This window comes from Spongiibacter nanhainus (assembly GCF_016132545.1).
GTDB lineage: Bacteria > Pseudomonadota > Gammaproteobacteria > Pseudomonadales > Spongiibacteraceae > Spongiibacter > Spongiibacter nanhainus.
In genome coordinates this window covers 1,537,143-1,552,832 of record NZ_CP066167.1, presented here as the reverse complement: position 1 = coordinate 1,552,832, position 15,690 = coordinate 1,537,143, and the positions used below count along the sequence as shown (strand labels likewise).

The following is a 15,690-nucleotide window of genomic DNA, read 5'->3' as shown; positions in this document are numbered from 1 at the left end:
CCGCCACCAACCGGGAGACTACCGTGAAATTGTTACAACAACTCCGATTCAGCCTGCCACTGATCCTTGCACTGCTGGCCACTTCCGCCACCGCCGACACCCTGATTCGCGTCAGCAAATCGCCCACCTGCGGCTGCTGCACTGAATGGGTCGAGCATCTGCGCGACAAAGGCTTTGAAGTAGAAGCGCGAAACCGCAACGATATGCACACCGTTAAAGCCGCCCTGGGCATTGCGCCCCGCTACGCCAGCTGCCACACCGCCACCGTGGGTGATTACGTAATTGAAGGTCACGTGCCCGCCGCCGACGTCAAACGCCTATTGGCGGAAAAACCCGACGCGCTGGGTTTAACTGTGCCCGGCATGCCGGTGGGCTCCCCTGGCATGGAGATGGGAGACCGAGTAGACAACTACTCCGTGCTACTCCTCAAGCGCAATGGCAGCAGCGAGGTGTTTAGTCGCCATCCACAAAACGACACCCATTCACACTGATTGCGTCTCAACTGCGGTGTTCCCGGTTCAACGCAGTGGGATTTGTAAAAGCACGGTTCAACCACTATGACCCAGCACACGCCTTCCCGTCTCTTGCATCGCCGCAGCATCCTTGCCGGACTGGCCGCAGCCGGGCTGCTGCCCCTCGCGGCGGTAACCGGCAAGAATCTCTTTTCTGCCGATCGGCAAAGCGCCGAGCCCGGCGAGGTATGGTTCTCGGCGGCCATTGTCGGCAACGACGGTTTTGGCGCCGCTTGGCACAATCGAGCTGGGCACGTTGATGGCCACGTTCCCACCGACTTCCGGGGCCACGGCGCCGCGTTGCATCCCACGCGGCTCAACTCCGCCCTGCTCTTTGCCCGCCGCCCCGGCTACATGGGTATCGAAGTCGACTTGGCCAGCGGCGAGTTAGTCAACCAGTTTCACTGCGCCCAAGGCCGGCACCTCTATGGTCATGGATGTTTTAGTGCCGACGGCAAAGTGTTGTTTACCACAGAAGCCGATATTGAAGGCGGCGTCGGCAAAATCGGAATCCGCGATGCCGACACCTACCAACTGCTGGGCGAATACGACAGTTACGGCGTGGGCCCCCACGAACTGCGACTGATGCCGGACGGCAAAACCCTGGTCGTCGCCAACGGCGGCCTGCTAACCCGACCGGATACCGGTCGCCGGGTATTGAACCTGGACACCATGGATTCCTCACTGGTGTACATTGATACGCACAGCGGCGAACTGGTTGACCAAGTGCGTGTGGCTGAGCCCAAAGCCAGCCTCCGCCACCTGGATGTGGCTAACGACGGCACCGTAGCAGTGGCGATTCAGGTACAGCGCGAAGCCACCCATCACACCGACTTGGTGCCCCTGGCCATCACCCACCGTCGCGGCGAACCGGCCCGAGCCCTTCACGAGCCCCAGCCAGTGCTAGCAAGACTGCAGGACTATATGGGCAGCGTGGCAATCAGCAACACCAGCCGCCGGGTCGGCTTTACCAGCCCAAGAGGCAACCTGGCTGTGTTCTGGGATATCGACAGCGGTGAGTTCGTTGGCCAACACAGCATGCGGGACGTATGCGGCCTGGCAACCGATCCCAGCCAATCGCGATTTATCCTCTCCAGCTCCAGCGGACAAATGCGGGTGCTGGACAGCAGTACGCTGCAAGAACAGCGCGAGCAGCGGGTTAATGCGGCGGGGCTGCATTGGGATAATCATATGGTTGTGACGCAACTGGGCGAACATAAACCGATAAATGGCTGAATTATTTTTCGGAATCGTAATCGCTTTGGCGACTCTAGTCGCCGCGTTTAACTATATTAGAAAGCCAGCATTCAAAACTTGGGTGTCCGCATTCGGCGGCTTTGAATCCAATGCAACTCCAAAGATCACTGAGCGTATTTACGGCAGGCTATATACTGAAAATTTGATTTTTCGGTCAATTATCGGAGCCTCAGACAGCGGAGTTATTATATTCAACAAGATGGCTCCTTACTTTGATAAAATCCTTCTGCCGTGGTCGGAAATATCAATTGTTGAGTTTTACCCGTCGCATGAACTGGCCAGAATATTATTCACAAAATCAAACTCAGAAACTCAAGAAGTAGTTCTGCCGTGGCTGCGAGATTTTAACAAGTATGTTCCGAATGAGGTTGGCTTTACCGAACGGTGATTCAAAAATTACTATTACCAGCCATCACTAAAAACGCGCGGCGGACTCAAAAATGTGCACTTTTCTTGGCTTTGTACAGGGCCTCACACATCCCGAAGCCTTGCTCGTATAAATCCTACTTTATTAGCAGAGCGATAGCTCACGAGGCGTCGAAACGGTTGCTCACGACCCAAGAACGTAAACAACCGTTATATGCATATGAGGGCTAAGTTGGCTCCGCTTAAAATACCTCAAACAAAGCCGCCGCGCCCTGACCACCACCAATACACATGGTGACCACCGCGTACTTCACTCCACGACGTTTGCCTTCCAGCAGGGCATGGCCCACCAGACGGGCACCGCTCATGCCGAAGGGGTGGCCAATGGAGATACCGCCGCCGTTAACATTGAGTTTGTCGTTGTCGATGCCCAACTGATCGCGGCAGTAGACCACCTGGCAGGCGAAGGCTTCGTTAAGCTCCCACAGACCAATGTCATCAACGCTGAGGCCGTGACGCTTAAGCAGTTTGGGGATCGCGAACACCGGGCCGATGCCCATCTCGTCGGCCTTGCAACCGGCAACAGCCAGGCCACGATAGGCGCCCAGCGGGCTCAGGCCCTGCTGCTCGGCCAGCTTGCCGTCCATGACCACGCAGGCGGAGGCGCCGTCAGCCAGTTGCGAGGCGTTACCGGCGGTAATGAAGCGCCCTTCCTTAACCCACTGACCGTCCTTCCACACTGGGTCCAGGCTTGCCAAACTCTCCAGGGTGGTGGACGGGCGGTTGCACTCGTCCTTATCCAGTGTCACCGCCTGGGTGTGGCTCTCTTTGGTCTCTTTGTTGAACACCGACATGGTGGTGGCAAAGGGCGCGATCTCATCGGCAAACAGGCCGGCCTGCTGGGCTGCGGCTACCCGTTGCTGGCTCTGCAGGGCGTAGGCGTCTTGCACTTCCCGGCTGATGCCGTAGCGCTCGGAGACCACTTCGGCGGTTTCGATCATGGGGATGTAAGCCGTGGGATCAATATCGGTCACGGCCTTGGAGACGTTGCGGTAGCTGTTTTTGTGCTTGGTTTGCACCAGGGAGATCGACTCCAGACCACCGGCGACGGCAATATCCATCTCGTTACACATCACCGACTTGGCGGCCCAGGCAATAGTCATCAGGCCGGAGCTGCACTGGCGGTCCATGGTCATGCCTGCCACCGACGCCGGCAAGCCGGCAGCAACCGAACACAGGCGCCCCAGGTTATAGGCTTGCGTACCCTGTTGGGCAGCGGCGCCCATGATGACGTCGTCGATTTGCGAGGGATCGACGCCAGCGCGCTCAACGGCAGCCTTGACCACATGGCCACCCATGGCTGGAGCTTCGGTGTCATTCAGTGCGCCGCGGAAGGATTTAGCCATCCCGGTGCGGGCTGTAGAAACGATTACGGCGTCTTTCATAATGAGATCCTGTTGTTATCAGTGCGTGTTTGAGAATTGCCTAAGAACGCTGCGACGAACAGCTGACAATCTCGCCGGTCATGTAACTGGAGTAGTCGGAAGCCAGGAAGACCATGACGTTGGCGACCTCCCACACTTCGGCGCCACGGCCGTAGGCCTCACGACCCTCTAGCTCGGCCAATAAATCCTCGGGGGCAGATTTCTTCAGCATGTCGTGCACCGCCAGTGATGGCGAGACGGCATTAATACGAACACCAAATTCGGCAGCTTCCAAGGCCGCGCAGCGGGTCAATGCCATTACCCCGGCCTTGGCCGCGGCATAGTGGGCCTGTTCTTTTTGTGCACGCCAGCCCAGCACAGAGGCATTGTTGACGATCACCCCGCCCTGCCCTCTGGCCTTCATGGTTTTCATCATTGCCCGGGTCATGCGCATGGTCCCGTTTAAGGTCACGTCGATCACCTTAAACCACTCACCGTCTTCCATATCGATCAGCGCCTTGGTGGTACCCAGGCCGGCGTTGTTAATCAGCACGTCGATGCCGCCGGTTTTTTCTTCTGCAAAGGCAGTCAACGATTGTACGTCGGCTTCCTCAGCGACGTTGCAAATCTGACCGTAGACGGCGTCCAAACCTGTTTCATCTTTCAAAGCTTGAACGGATTTTTCCAGCCGGCCTTCGTGGATATCGCTGATCACGATGGCCCGGCAGCCCTCTTCAACGCAGCGCTTGGCGGCGGAAAAACCAATGCCAGCACCGGCGGCAGCGGTGACCAACACCGTTTTATCCTTCAGCAGGTTATGGCCTTGAACATATTGTGGCTGGTGAATATTCATATTGCTTCCAATTAAAAAAGTGTTGTGCTCGGCCTTATCGCCGAGGCTCCTTGGGCATACCCAAACCGCGCTCGGCAATAATGTTCTTCTGTATCTCGTTGGTGCCACCGTAAATGGTGTCGGAGCGGGTAAACAAAAACATGGATTGCAGACGGTTCAATTCGTAGGGCGCCGCGTCGAGCACGTTGGCCTCTGCCCCCATTACATCCATGGCCAGTTCGCCCAAATCCCGGTGCCAGGTAGCCCAGAACAATTTGTAAATCAGCGCCTCTTTTTGCAGAGTGCTGTTGTCCCCAGATAGCATCCGCATACTGTTATAGCGCATTAGCTTTAGGCCGATATGGGCCTGGGCAATACGCTGGCGAATCATCGGGTCGCTGGCGGCGCCATTATCTTTAGCCAGGGCGATCACATCGTTCAGTTCATTTTGAAAGGCCATCTGCTGGCCCAGGGTAGAGACACCCCGCTCATAGCCCAGCAGGCCCATGGCGACCTTCCAACCCTCACCGGGCTCGCCGACGATGTCTTCAGCATCGCACTCGGCGTCGTCGAAAAACACCTCGTTAAATTCCGAGGTGCCGGTAAGTTGCTCAATCGGTCGCACGGTAATGCCGGGCTGATCCATTTTGATCAGGAAAAAACCCAGGCCCTTGTGGGCCACGGAATCTGGGTCGGTGCGGGCAATTACAAAACAGTAGTCGGACTCGTGAGCCAATGAAGTCCACACTTTTTGTCCGTTCAATATCCATTTGCCCCGAGCTTCGTCGAAGCGGGCTTTGGTTTTAACATTGGCGAGATCGGAGCCGGCACCAGGCTCAGAATAGCCCTGACACCAGAATTCAGTGCCAGCGAGAATACCGGGCAGGTACTTCTCTTTTTGATGGTCGCTGCCGTAGGCAATGATGGTGGGGCCGGCCAGGCCGTCGCCGATATGCCCCATCCGCCCCGGTGCGCCAGCGCGGGCGTACTCTTCGTAGAAAATAACCTGCTGCTCGATGGACAGTTCCCTTCCGCCGTAGCGCTTGGGCCAGGCCACACAGGTCCAGCCACCTTCGGCGAGTTTTTGTTCCCAGCGCTTTCGCTCTTCGGGGAACATGTGCTCATCCCCGGGGCCACCGCGAAACTTGAGTTGCTCAAATTCGCCAGTGAGGTTGTCTGCCAACCAGCCGGCAATCTCGGTACGGAAGGCTTCGTCTTTAGCTTCAAAGGTCAGTTTCATTACGCCTCCTCCCCACTGCTAGCGGTAAGGCTGGGATTCCCCAACAACAGACCGGCGATCTGTTCCCGATGGCGATCACTACTGCCCAGCAAACTTTGGCTGGCTTTGGCCCGCTTAAAATACAGGTGAATGTCGTACTCCCAGGTAAAGCCGACCCCGCCGTGAATCTGCAAGGCCTCGGCCGCATTTTCAAAGGCCGCTTCGTTACACCAGGCCTTGGCGATACTGGCCGCTTCTGCAAGTTCGCCAGCCAGCTCACCACCGCTGAGCGCTTCATCGGCAATACAGGCAGCGTAGTAAATTGCCGAGCGGGCCACTTCACTGCGCAGCATCATGTCAGCGGCTTTGTGTTTGATGGCCTGGAAGCTGGCAATGGGGCGATTAAACTGTTGGCGCTCCTGGCTGTAGGCCACCGCGTCATCCAGCACTGCCTGAGCGATGCCGGCCTGCTCGGCGGCCAGAGCGATACGGGCCAGGTCCAGCACTTTTTGCAGCTGTCCCCAGTTGCTGTTGTTTAGCCGGGACGAGGCTGGAAGGCCTAAATCAGTCACGGTCACCGTCGCCATACGGCGAGTCTGATCTAGGGTGGGCACAGTAGCGCGGCTAATACCGGCGGCATCACCGGGAGTCACAAACACCCCGACCTCGCCCTGTTCATCGACCGCCACCAGCAGTAGCGTTTCTGCACTGTGGCCGTCCACCACAAAGCGATACTCGCCGTTGATCACAATACCGTCGGCAGTGGACCTTACCTTGCCTGGCAAGTCTGCCGGGGCTTGGCAGTCTGCTACGCCGAGGGCCAGGGTCGCCGTGGTGCCAGCGGCCAGCGTCGGTAAATGCTCGGCACGTTGATCATCACTGGCGCACAACAGCAAGGTGTTGATACCCAGGGCGACGGTGGAGAAGAAAGGCGCACACAGCAGATGGCGGCCACACTGCTCAAACAGCGCCGCCAGCTCCACGTAGCCCAGTCCCATGCCTTCGCAGGATTCGGGAATATGCAGAGCCTGCCAGACCATTTCGCCGGTGATGCGCTGCCACATCTCCGGCGTGTAGCCGGCATCACTGAGCATGGCGGCTCGCACCGCCTCGCTGGTGGAGTGTGTAGTGAGAAAGGCCGACGCGGTATCGCAGATCATCTGCTGTTCGTCGGTAAACGCAAATTGCATACGCTCTCCGAGTCACGGCGCCGCCTTCCGGTTGTCAGTTGAGCTCTTGGGTAACCGCGGGGTTACAAGCGCAACTGCATGCGGACGAAGACGCCGTCTTCAAATTCAATTTCGCCACCGCCTTCGGCTTCCAGCTCAATATAGCTATAGCCGAATTGCAGTGCCGAGTTCTGAAACACCGCGACTTCCACCCCGGCATTCCACTCCTGGTATTCCTTTACATCGTTAAAGCTGGTCACATCCGGTGCCAGGTACAGCCCAGCGCGCAAGCGCAGCACGTCGTTTAATGGCAGGCTTACATCACCGCCAAGGGCCAGAGCGCCGCCGTCAAAATCCGGGTCATCTGCCGTAATACCAACAATTTTTGCCCCCAGGCGACCCTGTACTGAACCGCGGCTGCCATTGGCAAATAAACCCGCAGTGAGAAGATCGGCATCGTCGTCGTGATGCAGCCAATCAACCTGAGCACTGGTTTGGCTGTTCAGATCGCCGGCGATCGACAAACCAAAGATGTCGTCACCAAAGCGAAAGCCAATGCCCCCCGCGTTGGCGGCAGCCGTCGCACTCACCAGTGTTGCTGCCAGCACACACTGCTTCACTGTGGATGTTTTTTTCATTAGTGATTCCTCCATAGAGATTGCTGCGAAGCGCAGACCCGCGCCCGGTATCGAAGCTTTGATGCCCCATACCGGCCTTGGGTTCCCTGCTCACCGCAGCGAGAAATCACGTACCATACACTTTCTGCGGCGGTACCGCCTTAGCAATTAGCTCATCCACTGCCGCCTTCAACTCAGCGGGCTCCCAGCGGGCGCCCTTGTCCAGCTCGGGCCCCAGACGCCAGCCATCGGCCAGGGAGATTTTGCCGCCTTCGGCCTCGAATACCCGTCCGGTAACATGGCTGGACTCGGCACTGCCCAGCCAAACCAGCAGCGAAGAAACATTCTCCGGCGCAAAATAATCAAAGCTGCCGTCGTCGGGCTTGGCCATGCGCTCGGCCATGGCCGGTACCGCAGTGGTCATATTGGTGCGAGCGGCGGGTGCTACCGCGTTGGCGGTGATGCCATAGCGGGCCAGCTCAGCAGCCTGGTTCAGGGTCAGTGCTGCGATACCCGCTTTTGCCGCCGCGTAATTGGACTGGCCAATGCTGCCCTGTAAACCGGCGCCAGAGGTGGTATTGAGGATACGGGCATCCACTGCCTTGCCTTCTTTGGACTGACCCCGCCAGTAGTGCACGGCATGGGAGCTGATGCAGAAATGGCCCTTGAGGTGAACCGCCATAATGGCGTCCCACTCATCTTCGGTCATGGAGGCAAACATGCGGTCGCGGTTGATACCGGCATTGTTCAGCACCACATGCAGGTCACCAAAGGCATCGATGGCCTCTTTTACGGCGTTGAGACTGTCCTGGTAGTTGGTGATATCCGAGGTGTTGACGATGGCCTTGCCACCGGCGGCGACAATCTCATCCACCACCGCCTGGGCGGCATCGCGATTGATGTCGTTGACCACCACGGAAGCGCCCTCGGCAGCAAAACTGCGGGCATGGGCCGCACCGAGGCCGCCACCGGCGCCGGTGATAATCACAACTCTGTCTTGGCAAATAGGCATAGTGCTCTCTCGATACTCTCTATGAATCTTTCGCTGGTTCTTTCGCTAGTTCGTTCGCTGGCTCTGTTGCCGATACCTTGGCTCGGGTGGTTTATAGCCGCTCGATAATCGTCACGTTGGCCTGACCGCCGCCCTCGCACATGGTTTGCAGGCCATAGCGACCGCCGGTGCGCTCCAGTTCGTGCAACAGGGTCGTCATCAGTTTGGTGCCAGTAGCGCCCAGCGGATGTCCCAAAGCAATGGCGCCACCGTTGACGTTGGTTTTGGCGTGGTCGAAGCCGGTCTCTTTGAGCCAGGCCATGACGACCGAGGCAAAGGCCTCGTTGATTTCCACCAGATCAATATCCGCCAAACTCATACCGGCCTTTTTCAAGGCGTACTCGGTGGCGGGGATCGGCGCGGTCAGCATCCAAATGGGATCGGCGGCGCGCACGCTGATATGGTGAACCCGCGCCCGTGGCGTCAGGTTGTAGCGCTTGAGGGCGTCTTCGCTGACCACCAGCATGGCGCTGGCACCGTCACAGGTTTGACTGGACACGGCGGCAGTGACTTTGTCGCAGCCGAACAGGTAATCCAGCTCCGCCATTTTCTCCAGGCTGGACTGCCGAGGGGTTTCGTCAGTAGTGACTCCGGCCAGCGGCACAATCTCCCGCTCAAAGCGCCCTTCTTCAATCGCCTTCAGGGCACGGGTATTTGACTCCAGGGCAAAGACTTCCAAATCTTTGCGGCTGAGGCCCCAGTGATCGGCAATCATCTGCGCCGACTTAAACTGTGTTGGCGGCTCACTACCGTAGCGCGCCACCCAGCCTTCAGAGCCAGAAAAAGGATCAGTGAAGCCCAGCGGCTCGGCAGCGGTCATGGCCGAGGAGATAGGAATCTGAGTCATGGTCTGTACACCACCGGCCACCACCACATCGCTGGTACCGGACATCACCGCTTGGGCGGCAAAGTGCACCGCCTGTTGCGAGGAGCCACACTGGCGATCAATGGTCACACCGGGCACGCTCTCGTCCAGTCCAGCCGCCAGCCAGCAGCTGCGGGCGATGTCCCCAGCCAGAGGACCAATGGCATCAACGCAACCGAAGATCACGTCGTCGTAATCGGCGTCGGGAATGCCATTGCGCTCCACCAGCGACTTGAGCACGTGGGCACCCAGATCGGCACCGTGTATATGGGCCAGGCCCCCCTTGCGTTTGCCGGTGGGGCTGCGCAGGGCATCCACTATGTAGGCTTCAGGCATTGTTCGTCCTCTCTCGTTATCGGTGTTGACCCACTTAACAGACTGTTAGGCGAAGGTCCCGGCGGCGCCCAAGATGGCGTCATCGCTTAACATGGCTTCGGCAACGCGGCCTTTATGCAGGCCCGCGCTGCCGTAACTGCCGGCCAGTGCCCAGGCCCGCTTCATAAAAATATGCAGGTCTACTTCCCAGGTGTAGCCCATGGCGCCGTGTACCTGAATACTGTTCTTGGCAGCTAACTCAGCCACCTCACAGGCCACTAATTTGGCGTGGCTAACATGCTCGGCAGATCTAGGATGAGCGGTGCTCAAGCTATAGGCCGCCCGATACACTGGAGTGCGGGCATATTCCAACTGGTAGGCAACATTGGCCATGTGGTGTTTCACGGCCTGAAAGCTGCCGATGGGTGCACCAAATTGCTTGCGCTCACTGGTATAGGCCACTGACAAGTCGACCATGCGCTGGGCCAGCCCCAGGGCTTGAGCAGCATTGGCCAGTGCACCGTGATTAAACGCCAGTTCAATCAGCTCAGCGGCTCGGGCGCCGTCGGCAAGGCAGTTTACCGACGCGGCATCAAATTCCACGCTGAACAGTTTGCGGCCTGGATCCACCGAGGGATTGGCAGTCAGGCTTGCCGACTCAGGCGACAGGGCATACAACTTGCCATCGCGCTCCATGATTAACAGCGTGGCACTGTCGGCCTGTTCAACCAGACCATTGGCGGATAAGCCCACCGCCACTTTGGCCTCACCGCTGGCGATGCTGGGCAATACCTGCTCTGCCAATTCACCACCGATGGCGGTGATCAGCGGTGTTGCCACCACCGCGTTGTGCACTAAGGGCTCTGCCAGGGCGACATAGCCGGCCTCCTGGGCCAGCAGCACAAAGTCCAGTACTGACATGCCCATGCCGCCGAATTGTTCCGGCACGGTTAGCGCGGTCAGCCCCATTTCCACAAACTGGGGCCACAGCGAGTCCGCCTCACTGCCCGCCTCCCAGCTGCGGCGTATCCGCTCCGGGGTATGCTCCTTGCGCAGAAAGTCGGCCACGGTTTCCTGGAACAGGAGCTGGTCTTCGCTAAAGGTAAAATCCATGGTTATTTCCTCGGCATGCCAAGCAGACGCTCGGCAATGATGTTCCGCTGGATTTCATTGGTCCCGGCGTAGATCGGTCCGGACTGGGAGAACAGCCAGCCGTCCAACCAGGTGCCAACGTCGCCGGCATTGGGCGCATGGGGAAGCAACTCGGCCCGGGCGCCGAGAATTTTCAACGCCGTGGCGTGCATCCGCTGATCCAGCTCAGACCAGAAAATTTTGTTAGTGGAGGCCTCGGCGCCAATCTTGCCGCCCTGCATCAAGCGGCAGGCGGTTTGATAAGTGGTTAAGGCATAAGCCTCGGCATCCAGATAGGCACGGATCACAGCATCCCGAATGGCCGGATCTTGATCGGCCTCTTCCCGATTGGCTTTGTATAGCTCAACCAAACGCTTGGCCGTCTCCTGAAAGCGCGCCGGTGAACGCAGCATCAAACCCCGTTCAAAGCCCGCTGTGGCCATGGCCACCGACCAGCCTTCCCCTTCGCCACCCAAGCGGCAATCCACTGGCACTTTAACGTTGTCGAAAAAGATCTCGGCAAAGCCCGGCAAGCCATCCAATTGCGGAATGGGACGAACCGTAATGCCCTCGCTATCCAGGGGCACCAGAATAAAAGTCAGTCCCTTGTGGCGGCTGGACTCGGGATCAGTGCGGAACATGCCAAAACACCAGTCCGCCCACACCGCGCGGGTCGACCAGGTTTTTTGGCCATTGATAATGTAGTGGCTACCGTCTTCGCTGAGGTCGGCCCGGGAGCGGATGGCCGCCATATCGGAACCGGCATTGGGCTCGGACCAGCCCTGGCACCAAATGTCTTTGCCGGTGGCCATGCCATTGAGAAAGCGTTTTTTCTGCTCCTCGGTGCCGTACTCCATCAGCGTTGGGCCCAGCAAAAAGATGCCGTTTTGATTGACCCGCAGCGGCGCTCTGGCAGCGTAGTATTCCTCTTCAAAAATCAGCCACTGCAACAGGTCGGCGCCGCGGCCGCCCATTTCTTCCGGCCAGGTGATCATGCCCCAGCGGCCTTCATAGAGTTTGGCTTCCCACTCTCTGTGCTGTTGAAAGCCCTCTTCAGTATCAAAGGATTTCAGCGGCTCACTGGGCACGTTAGCTTTTAACCAGGTACGTATTTCCTGGCGAAAGGCCTGCTGTTCTTCGGTATAAGTCAGTTCCATAAGGGCTCAGTTGTTACGGGCTCGTTGGTGAGAGACTCGTTGGTTAAAACCTAGTGTTGTTGTGCGCTCAAAATTTGGCGTCGCGTTTTTCAACAAAGGCATCCTTCGCCTCTTGGGAGTCGGGATCGGCGTAGGCCTCCTGGGTAAAGCCCTGCTCCCAGCGATATTTATCCTCGAGGTTGCCGTCCTCAATGCCGTTAAGGGATTCCTTGGCCAACTGCACCATGCGGGGCGACTTGGCGGCGATCTTGGCGGCGATGTCCCGGGCGGCATCCAGCAACTGATCTCTGGGCACGACTTTTTCTATTGCGCCAAGTCGATACGCTTCCTGGGCGTCGATAGGTTCACCGGTGAAATACATGTAGCGAACTTTCTGCACTGGGAACAAGCGCTGCAAGTGAGCACCACCGCCCATGGCGCCCCGGTCCACTTCCGGCACCGCAAAGGTGGCGCACTCCGAGGCCACCACGATATCGGCAGCTCCGCTGATGCCGATACCACCGCCCAGCACAAAGCCATGAACGGCCACAATCACAGGCTTGGAATTGCGGTGAATCGCCTTGAAGGTATCGTAGTTACCCTTGTTAACCCGGGTAATCATCGACGGGTTGGTGGCCAGCTCTTTGATATCCACGCCCGCGCAGAAGCCTTTGCCTTCGGCGGCGATAATAATTGCCCGGACTGCGTCGTCCTCGCCCAGCCGGTTTAACTCGGCGGCAATCGCCAGCCACCCTTCACTATTGAAGGCGTTCACCGGCGGGTGGTTAAACACCATCTCGGCGATTCCGTCGTTAACCTGAGTGTTAAATGGCAGTGTCATAGCAGTGGCTCGTCTCTGTTATTTTCGCTGTGTTAGTCGTTGCCTTGGCCCGCTCGCACGTTCTGCAAGCTGTCCAAACGACGGTTGGCTTCGGTGACAATAGCGGCGATCAGCTCATCGCAACTCAGTAAGGTATCGATGACGCCGGCCACTTGGCCGGAGGGCAATACGCCGATGTCCGGCTGCCCTTCCACCATCGCTTTTTGAATAATCATCGGCGCGTTGGCCGACATCATGGCTTGCGCCAGGGTCAGATCGCCGCTGCGACTCATCGCCAATGCCGACTTCACCAGGCTCGGCAAACTGGCACCGGTAAATTGCCGAAAGGCCAGGCCATTGCGCAGGGCAATCAGCAGCTTTTTAAGGGGGCCGGATTTCTCCAACTCGGCGAGAAAATCGTTGAGAATCATGCGCTGGGGCAAACCGTCTAGCGCCTCGGACCGCACGATATCCGCCGGGTTATTGCAGCTCAGATAGCGGGCCTTGGTTTGCTCGGGGACCGGGCTTTCTTTGGTCAACAAAAAGCGCGTACCCATGGCGATACCGTCGGCGCCAAAGGCCAATGCCGCCACCAATCCGCGACCATCTTTAAAGCCACCGGCGCCCAGCACCGGAACTTTGTCGCCCACCGCGTCGACCACTTGAGGCAATAGCAAAGTCGTGGGCACCGCGCCGGTGTGGCCGCCCCCTTCGCCCCCTTGCACGGTTACTGCGTCGGCGCCCATCTCTACCGCTTTAATGGCATGCTTGGGCAAACCCACCGTAGGCATACACACCACGCCGTTGTCTTTAAGCCGCGCCACCATCTCTTTGCCCGGCGAGCGGGAGTAACTCACCGCCTTAACGCCGTGCTTGATCACCAGCTCAACAATGTCTTTGGCATTGGGCTGGTACATATGAAAGTTCACGCCAAAATTGGCGTCGGTCAGGGACTTGACCTTAAGGATATCCGCCTCCATCTGCTCCGGCGGAATCGTGGCCCCGGCCAAAAAACCAAAGCCGCCGGCATTGCCAGTGGCAGCCACCAGCGCCGGGTCCGCCACCCATCCCATTGCGGTTTGAATAATGGGATAGCGACAACCCAATAGGCGGGTGATGCGGGTATCCAGGGTATCCACTTAAGAACGTACCCCCGGCGGGTTATCCTTAATCTGCTTGGCACGCAGATTCTTGGGGTCGATCTGCTGGATCACCGCCAGCTGCTCCTCAGTGGGTGCGGCGGTAGTGGCAATGTTCTCCGGCACATGAACGGGGAAGCCGGTGTTGTCCTGAACCTCTTCGACGGTCACGCCGGGGTGCAAACTGACAATCTGCATTTGACGGTTGGGGCCGCGGAAGTCAAACACACCGAGATTGGTGTAGATCTGCCGCACATCGATCTCGTCAAAGCTGTAGCCTTTGGGCAGGCGGTCCGGGTTGTAGCCGATGGTACACACCACGTCGCACTCGCCTTCCACAAATACCCGCTTGCTGTGGGCCGGCACCAGGTAGCTGTTGGCGTGGCAGATGGAGTTACCGGGGAAGCCACGCACACCCAGCATCTGCACTTTGGGTTTGTTGTAGTCGCTGCCCAATGCAGAAATATTGGCTTGGCCAAAGCGGTCGATTTGAGTCGGCCCGCCGGTGAGGTGACGCTTGCCGCTCCAGACGTTGTCGAAGATCCGGCTGAAGCCCATCCAGGTTTCCCGGGCAACCGGGTAGTCGGCGTCGCGGCTTAAGGGATTGGGCTTGGACAGCAGCCAGGACTCGGAGTCGGTCATCATGATATCGGTGTTGCTGGTCAGCATCGCCAGGCTGGCGGCAATGCGGGGCAGCGCGCCGATGCCGGTAACAAGGACTTCGCCGTCGTTGTCGTAGGCGCTGGCGTTGGCACAGATCATCAGCTCGGCCAGGCTGTATTCTTTTGCGGGGCTTGCCATGGTTGTCTCCCTAAAGTTGCGTTGGCCGATCAATACTGAGGCAGTGGCAGTGCGCGAATCGCATCCAGGCCACCAACTTCGGACTGGTACTCGGCTTCGCTGCGCCCTTGAATGTACTTGCTGTAGTAGCTGTCAAAGCCACCCTCTTTAGCGCTGGCGTTGTACTCCTGGAAGTGGGGCACATCAAAGCCGTACAGAGGATTGCAGGAGGTGGGATGGGCGCCGCCGGGCACATGCACGACCTTGCCGGTCATGGTGCGCTCCCAAAATACATAGCGGGCCTCGTCACCCTGGGCAAAGTACTCGGTGTCGACCAGCTCGTCGCAGCTGACGATGCTCAAGTCCGCGGCCCGGGCCATCCAGTCGTCCATGTATATATCCGGGCCCTTGATCTGACAAACGCCGCGCTGATCGGCGCGATCCACATGAATCAAGGCCGCATCCAGTTTCAGTGCTGGCATCGCCACCCATTCTTTATCGTCGTAGGGGCTGTCGATGACTTTCAGCTCAGGATTCAGTTTGACCACGTCGGTGCCCAAACCAATCTTGGTGGGAATGTAGGGGGAGCCCCAGGCTGCCGCCCGCAGGCCCAACAGCATCATGCCCTCGTCAATCTCCATCACCTCGACCTCGCCGTTCTGGCGGGCCTGTCGGAAATAGGGCTCCAGAGGGATAAAGTCCAGGGACACAAAGGCAAAAATCACCTTCTTGACCTTGCCGGCGGCGCACAGCATGCCCACGTCGGCACCGCCGTAGGCAACGATGGTGAGATCCTTTAGATCGGACTTCAGGATTTCCCGGATTAACGCCATCGGCTTGCGCCGCGGCCCCCAGCCACCAATGCCGATGGTCATGCCATCACAGAGTTGGTCGACGACATTTTCCAGTGCAATCTGCTTGTTCACGGATGCTCCTCGCCACGGTCGCCCTTAGCAGCACCAGCCACATTCGGGCTCATTGGCCCCAACAAGACTTACGCATTAAGACGACAACACTTCTTCAAATTATCGCTATCATGAATTTCAGGGCGAAATTA

General features: G+C 58.2%; 16 protein-coding genes. 3 read left to right on the top strand and 13 right to left on the bottom strand.

The genetic code is table 11. The annotated features are described in order from the left end of the window. The first annotated feature begins 23 nt into the window (after positions 1–23). The 3 genes from I6N98_RS07010 (at position 24) to I6N98_RS07000 (ending at position 2,157) form a co-directional block, all read left to right on the top strand. A complete protein-coding gene (locus I6N98_RS07010) occupies positions 24–491 on the top strand; it encodes a DUF411 domain-containing protein (RefSeq protein ID WP_232787488.1) in 468 nt (155 codons plus the stop codon). 66 nt (positions 492–557) lie between these two features. Continuing rightward, a complete protein-coding gene (locus I6N98_RS07005) occupies positions 558–1,748 on the top strand; it encodes a DUF1513 domain-containing protein (RefSeq protein ID WP_198571077.1) in 1,191 nt (396 codons plus the stop codon). Next, complete coding sequence (locus I6N98_RS07000) at positions 1,741–2,157, top strand: hypothetical protein (RefSeq protein WP_198571076.1); 417 nt, start codon at positions 1,741–1,743, stop codon at positions 2,155–2,157. The genes I6N98_RS07005 and I6N98_RS07000 overlap by 8 nt, the downstream gene beginning before the upstream one ends. Positions 2,158–2,377: 220 nt before the next feature. Here the strand turns inward: I6N98_RS07000 and I6N98_RS06995 are convergent, their stop codons facing one another. The 13 genes from I6N98_RS06995 to I6N98_RS06935 all read right to left on the bottom strand — a co-directional run bounded on the left by I6N98_RS06995 (position 2,378) and on the right by I6N98_RS06935 (position 15,559). Continuing rightward, on the bottom strand, positions 2,378–3,580 hold the full coding sequence (locus I6N98_RS06995) for an acetyl-CoA C-acyltransferase (protein ID WP_198571075.1): 1,203 nt from the start codon (positions 3,578–3,580) through the stop codon (positions 2,378–2,380). Positions 3,581–3,620: 40 nt separating this feature from the next. Next, entirely contained in the window at positions 3,621–4,412 is a 792-nt protein-coding gene (locus I6N98_RS06990) for an SDR family oxidoreductase (RefSeq protein WP_198571074.1), read from the bottom strand. 34 nt (positions 4,413–4,446) lie between these two features. Then, positions 4,447–5,631 (bottom strand): acyl-CoA dehydrogenase family protein, encoded by a 1,185-nt coding sequence (locus I6N98_RS06985; protein ID WP_198571073.1) that lies wholly within the window; start codon positions 5,629–5,631, stop codon positions 4,447–4,449. Next, entirely contained in the window at positions 5,631–6,800 is a 1,170-nt protein-coding gene (locus tag I6N98_RS06980) for an acyl-CoA dehydrogenase family protein (protein ID WP_198571072.1), read from the bottom strand. The genes I6N98_RS06985 and I6N98_RS06980 overlap by 1 nt, the downstream gene beginning before the upstream one ends. A 62-nt stretch (positions 6,801–6,862) precedes the next feature. Further along, on the bottom strand, positions 6,863–7,417 hold the full coding sequence (locus I6N98_RS06975; RefSeq protein WP_198571071.1) for a YfaZ family outer membrane protein: 555 nt from the start codon (positions 7,415–7,417) through the stop codon (positions 6,863–6,865). Positions 7,418–7,523: 106 nt separating this feature from the next. Continuing rightward, positions 7,524–8,408: an SDR family oxidoreductase gene (locus I6N98_RS06970; RefSeq protein WP_198571070.1), complete on the bottom strand. Its 885-nt coding sequence runs from the start codon at positions 8,406–8,408 to the stop codon at positions 7,524–7,526. A 91-nt stretch (positions 8,409–8,499) separates the two neighbouring features. After that, positions 8,500–9,648 carry an acetyl-CoA C-acetyltransferase gene (locus I6N98_RS06965; RefSeq protein ID WP_198571069.1) on the bottom strand — a complete coding sequence of 383 codons (1,149 nt, stop codon included), beginning with the start codon at positions 9,646–9,648 and terminating at the stop codon, positions 8,500–8,502. 45 nt (positions 9,649–9,693) lie between these two features. Next, on the bottom strand, positions 9,694–10,740 hold the full coding sequence (locus I6N98_RS06960) for an acyl-CoA dehydrogenase family protein (protein ID WP_198571068.1): 1,047 nt from the start codon (positions 10,738–10,740) through the stop codon (positions 9,694–9,696). A 2-nt stretch (positions 10,741–10,742) separates the two neighbouring features. Further along, a complete protein-coding gene (locus I6N98_RS06955; protein WP_198571067.1) occupies positions 10,743–11,915 on the bottom strand; it encodes an acyl-CoA dehydrogenase in 1,173 nt (390 codons plus the stop codon). 67 nt (positions 11,916–11,982) lie between these two features. Beyond that, on the bottom strand, positions 11,983–12,735 hold the full coding sequence (locus I6N98_RS06950) for an enoyl-CoA hydratase family protein (RefSeq protein ID WP_198571066.1): 753 nt from the start codon (positions 12,733–12,735) through the stop codon (positions 11,983–11,985). 32 nt (positions 12,736–12,767) lie between these two features. Then, entirely contained in the window at positions 12,768–13,853 is a 1,086-nt protein-coding gene (locus tag I6N98_RS06945; RefSeq protein WP_232787487.1) for an NAD(P)H-dependent flavin oxidoreductase, read from the bottom strand. Further along, positions 13,854–14,654 carry a CoA-transferase subunit beta gene (locus I6N98_RS06940; protein WP_198571065.1) on the bottom strand — a complete coding sequence of 267 codons (801 nt, stop codon included), beginning with the start codon at positions 14,652–14,654 and terminating at the stop codon, positions 13,854–13,856. 29 nt (positions 14,655–14,683) lie between these two features. Next, on the bottom strand, positions 14,684–15,559 hold the full coding sequence (locus tag I6N98_RS06935) for a CoA transferase subunit A (protein WP_198571064.1): 876 nt from the start codon (positions 15,557–15,559) through the stop codon (positions 14,684–14,686). Positions 15,560–15,690 lie beyond the last annotated feature (131 nt).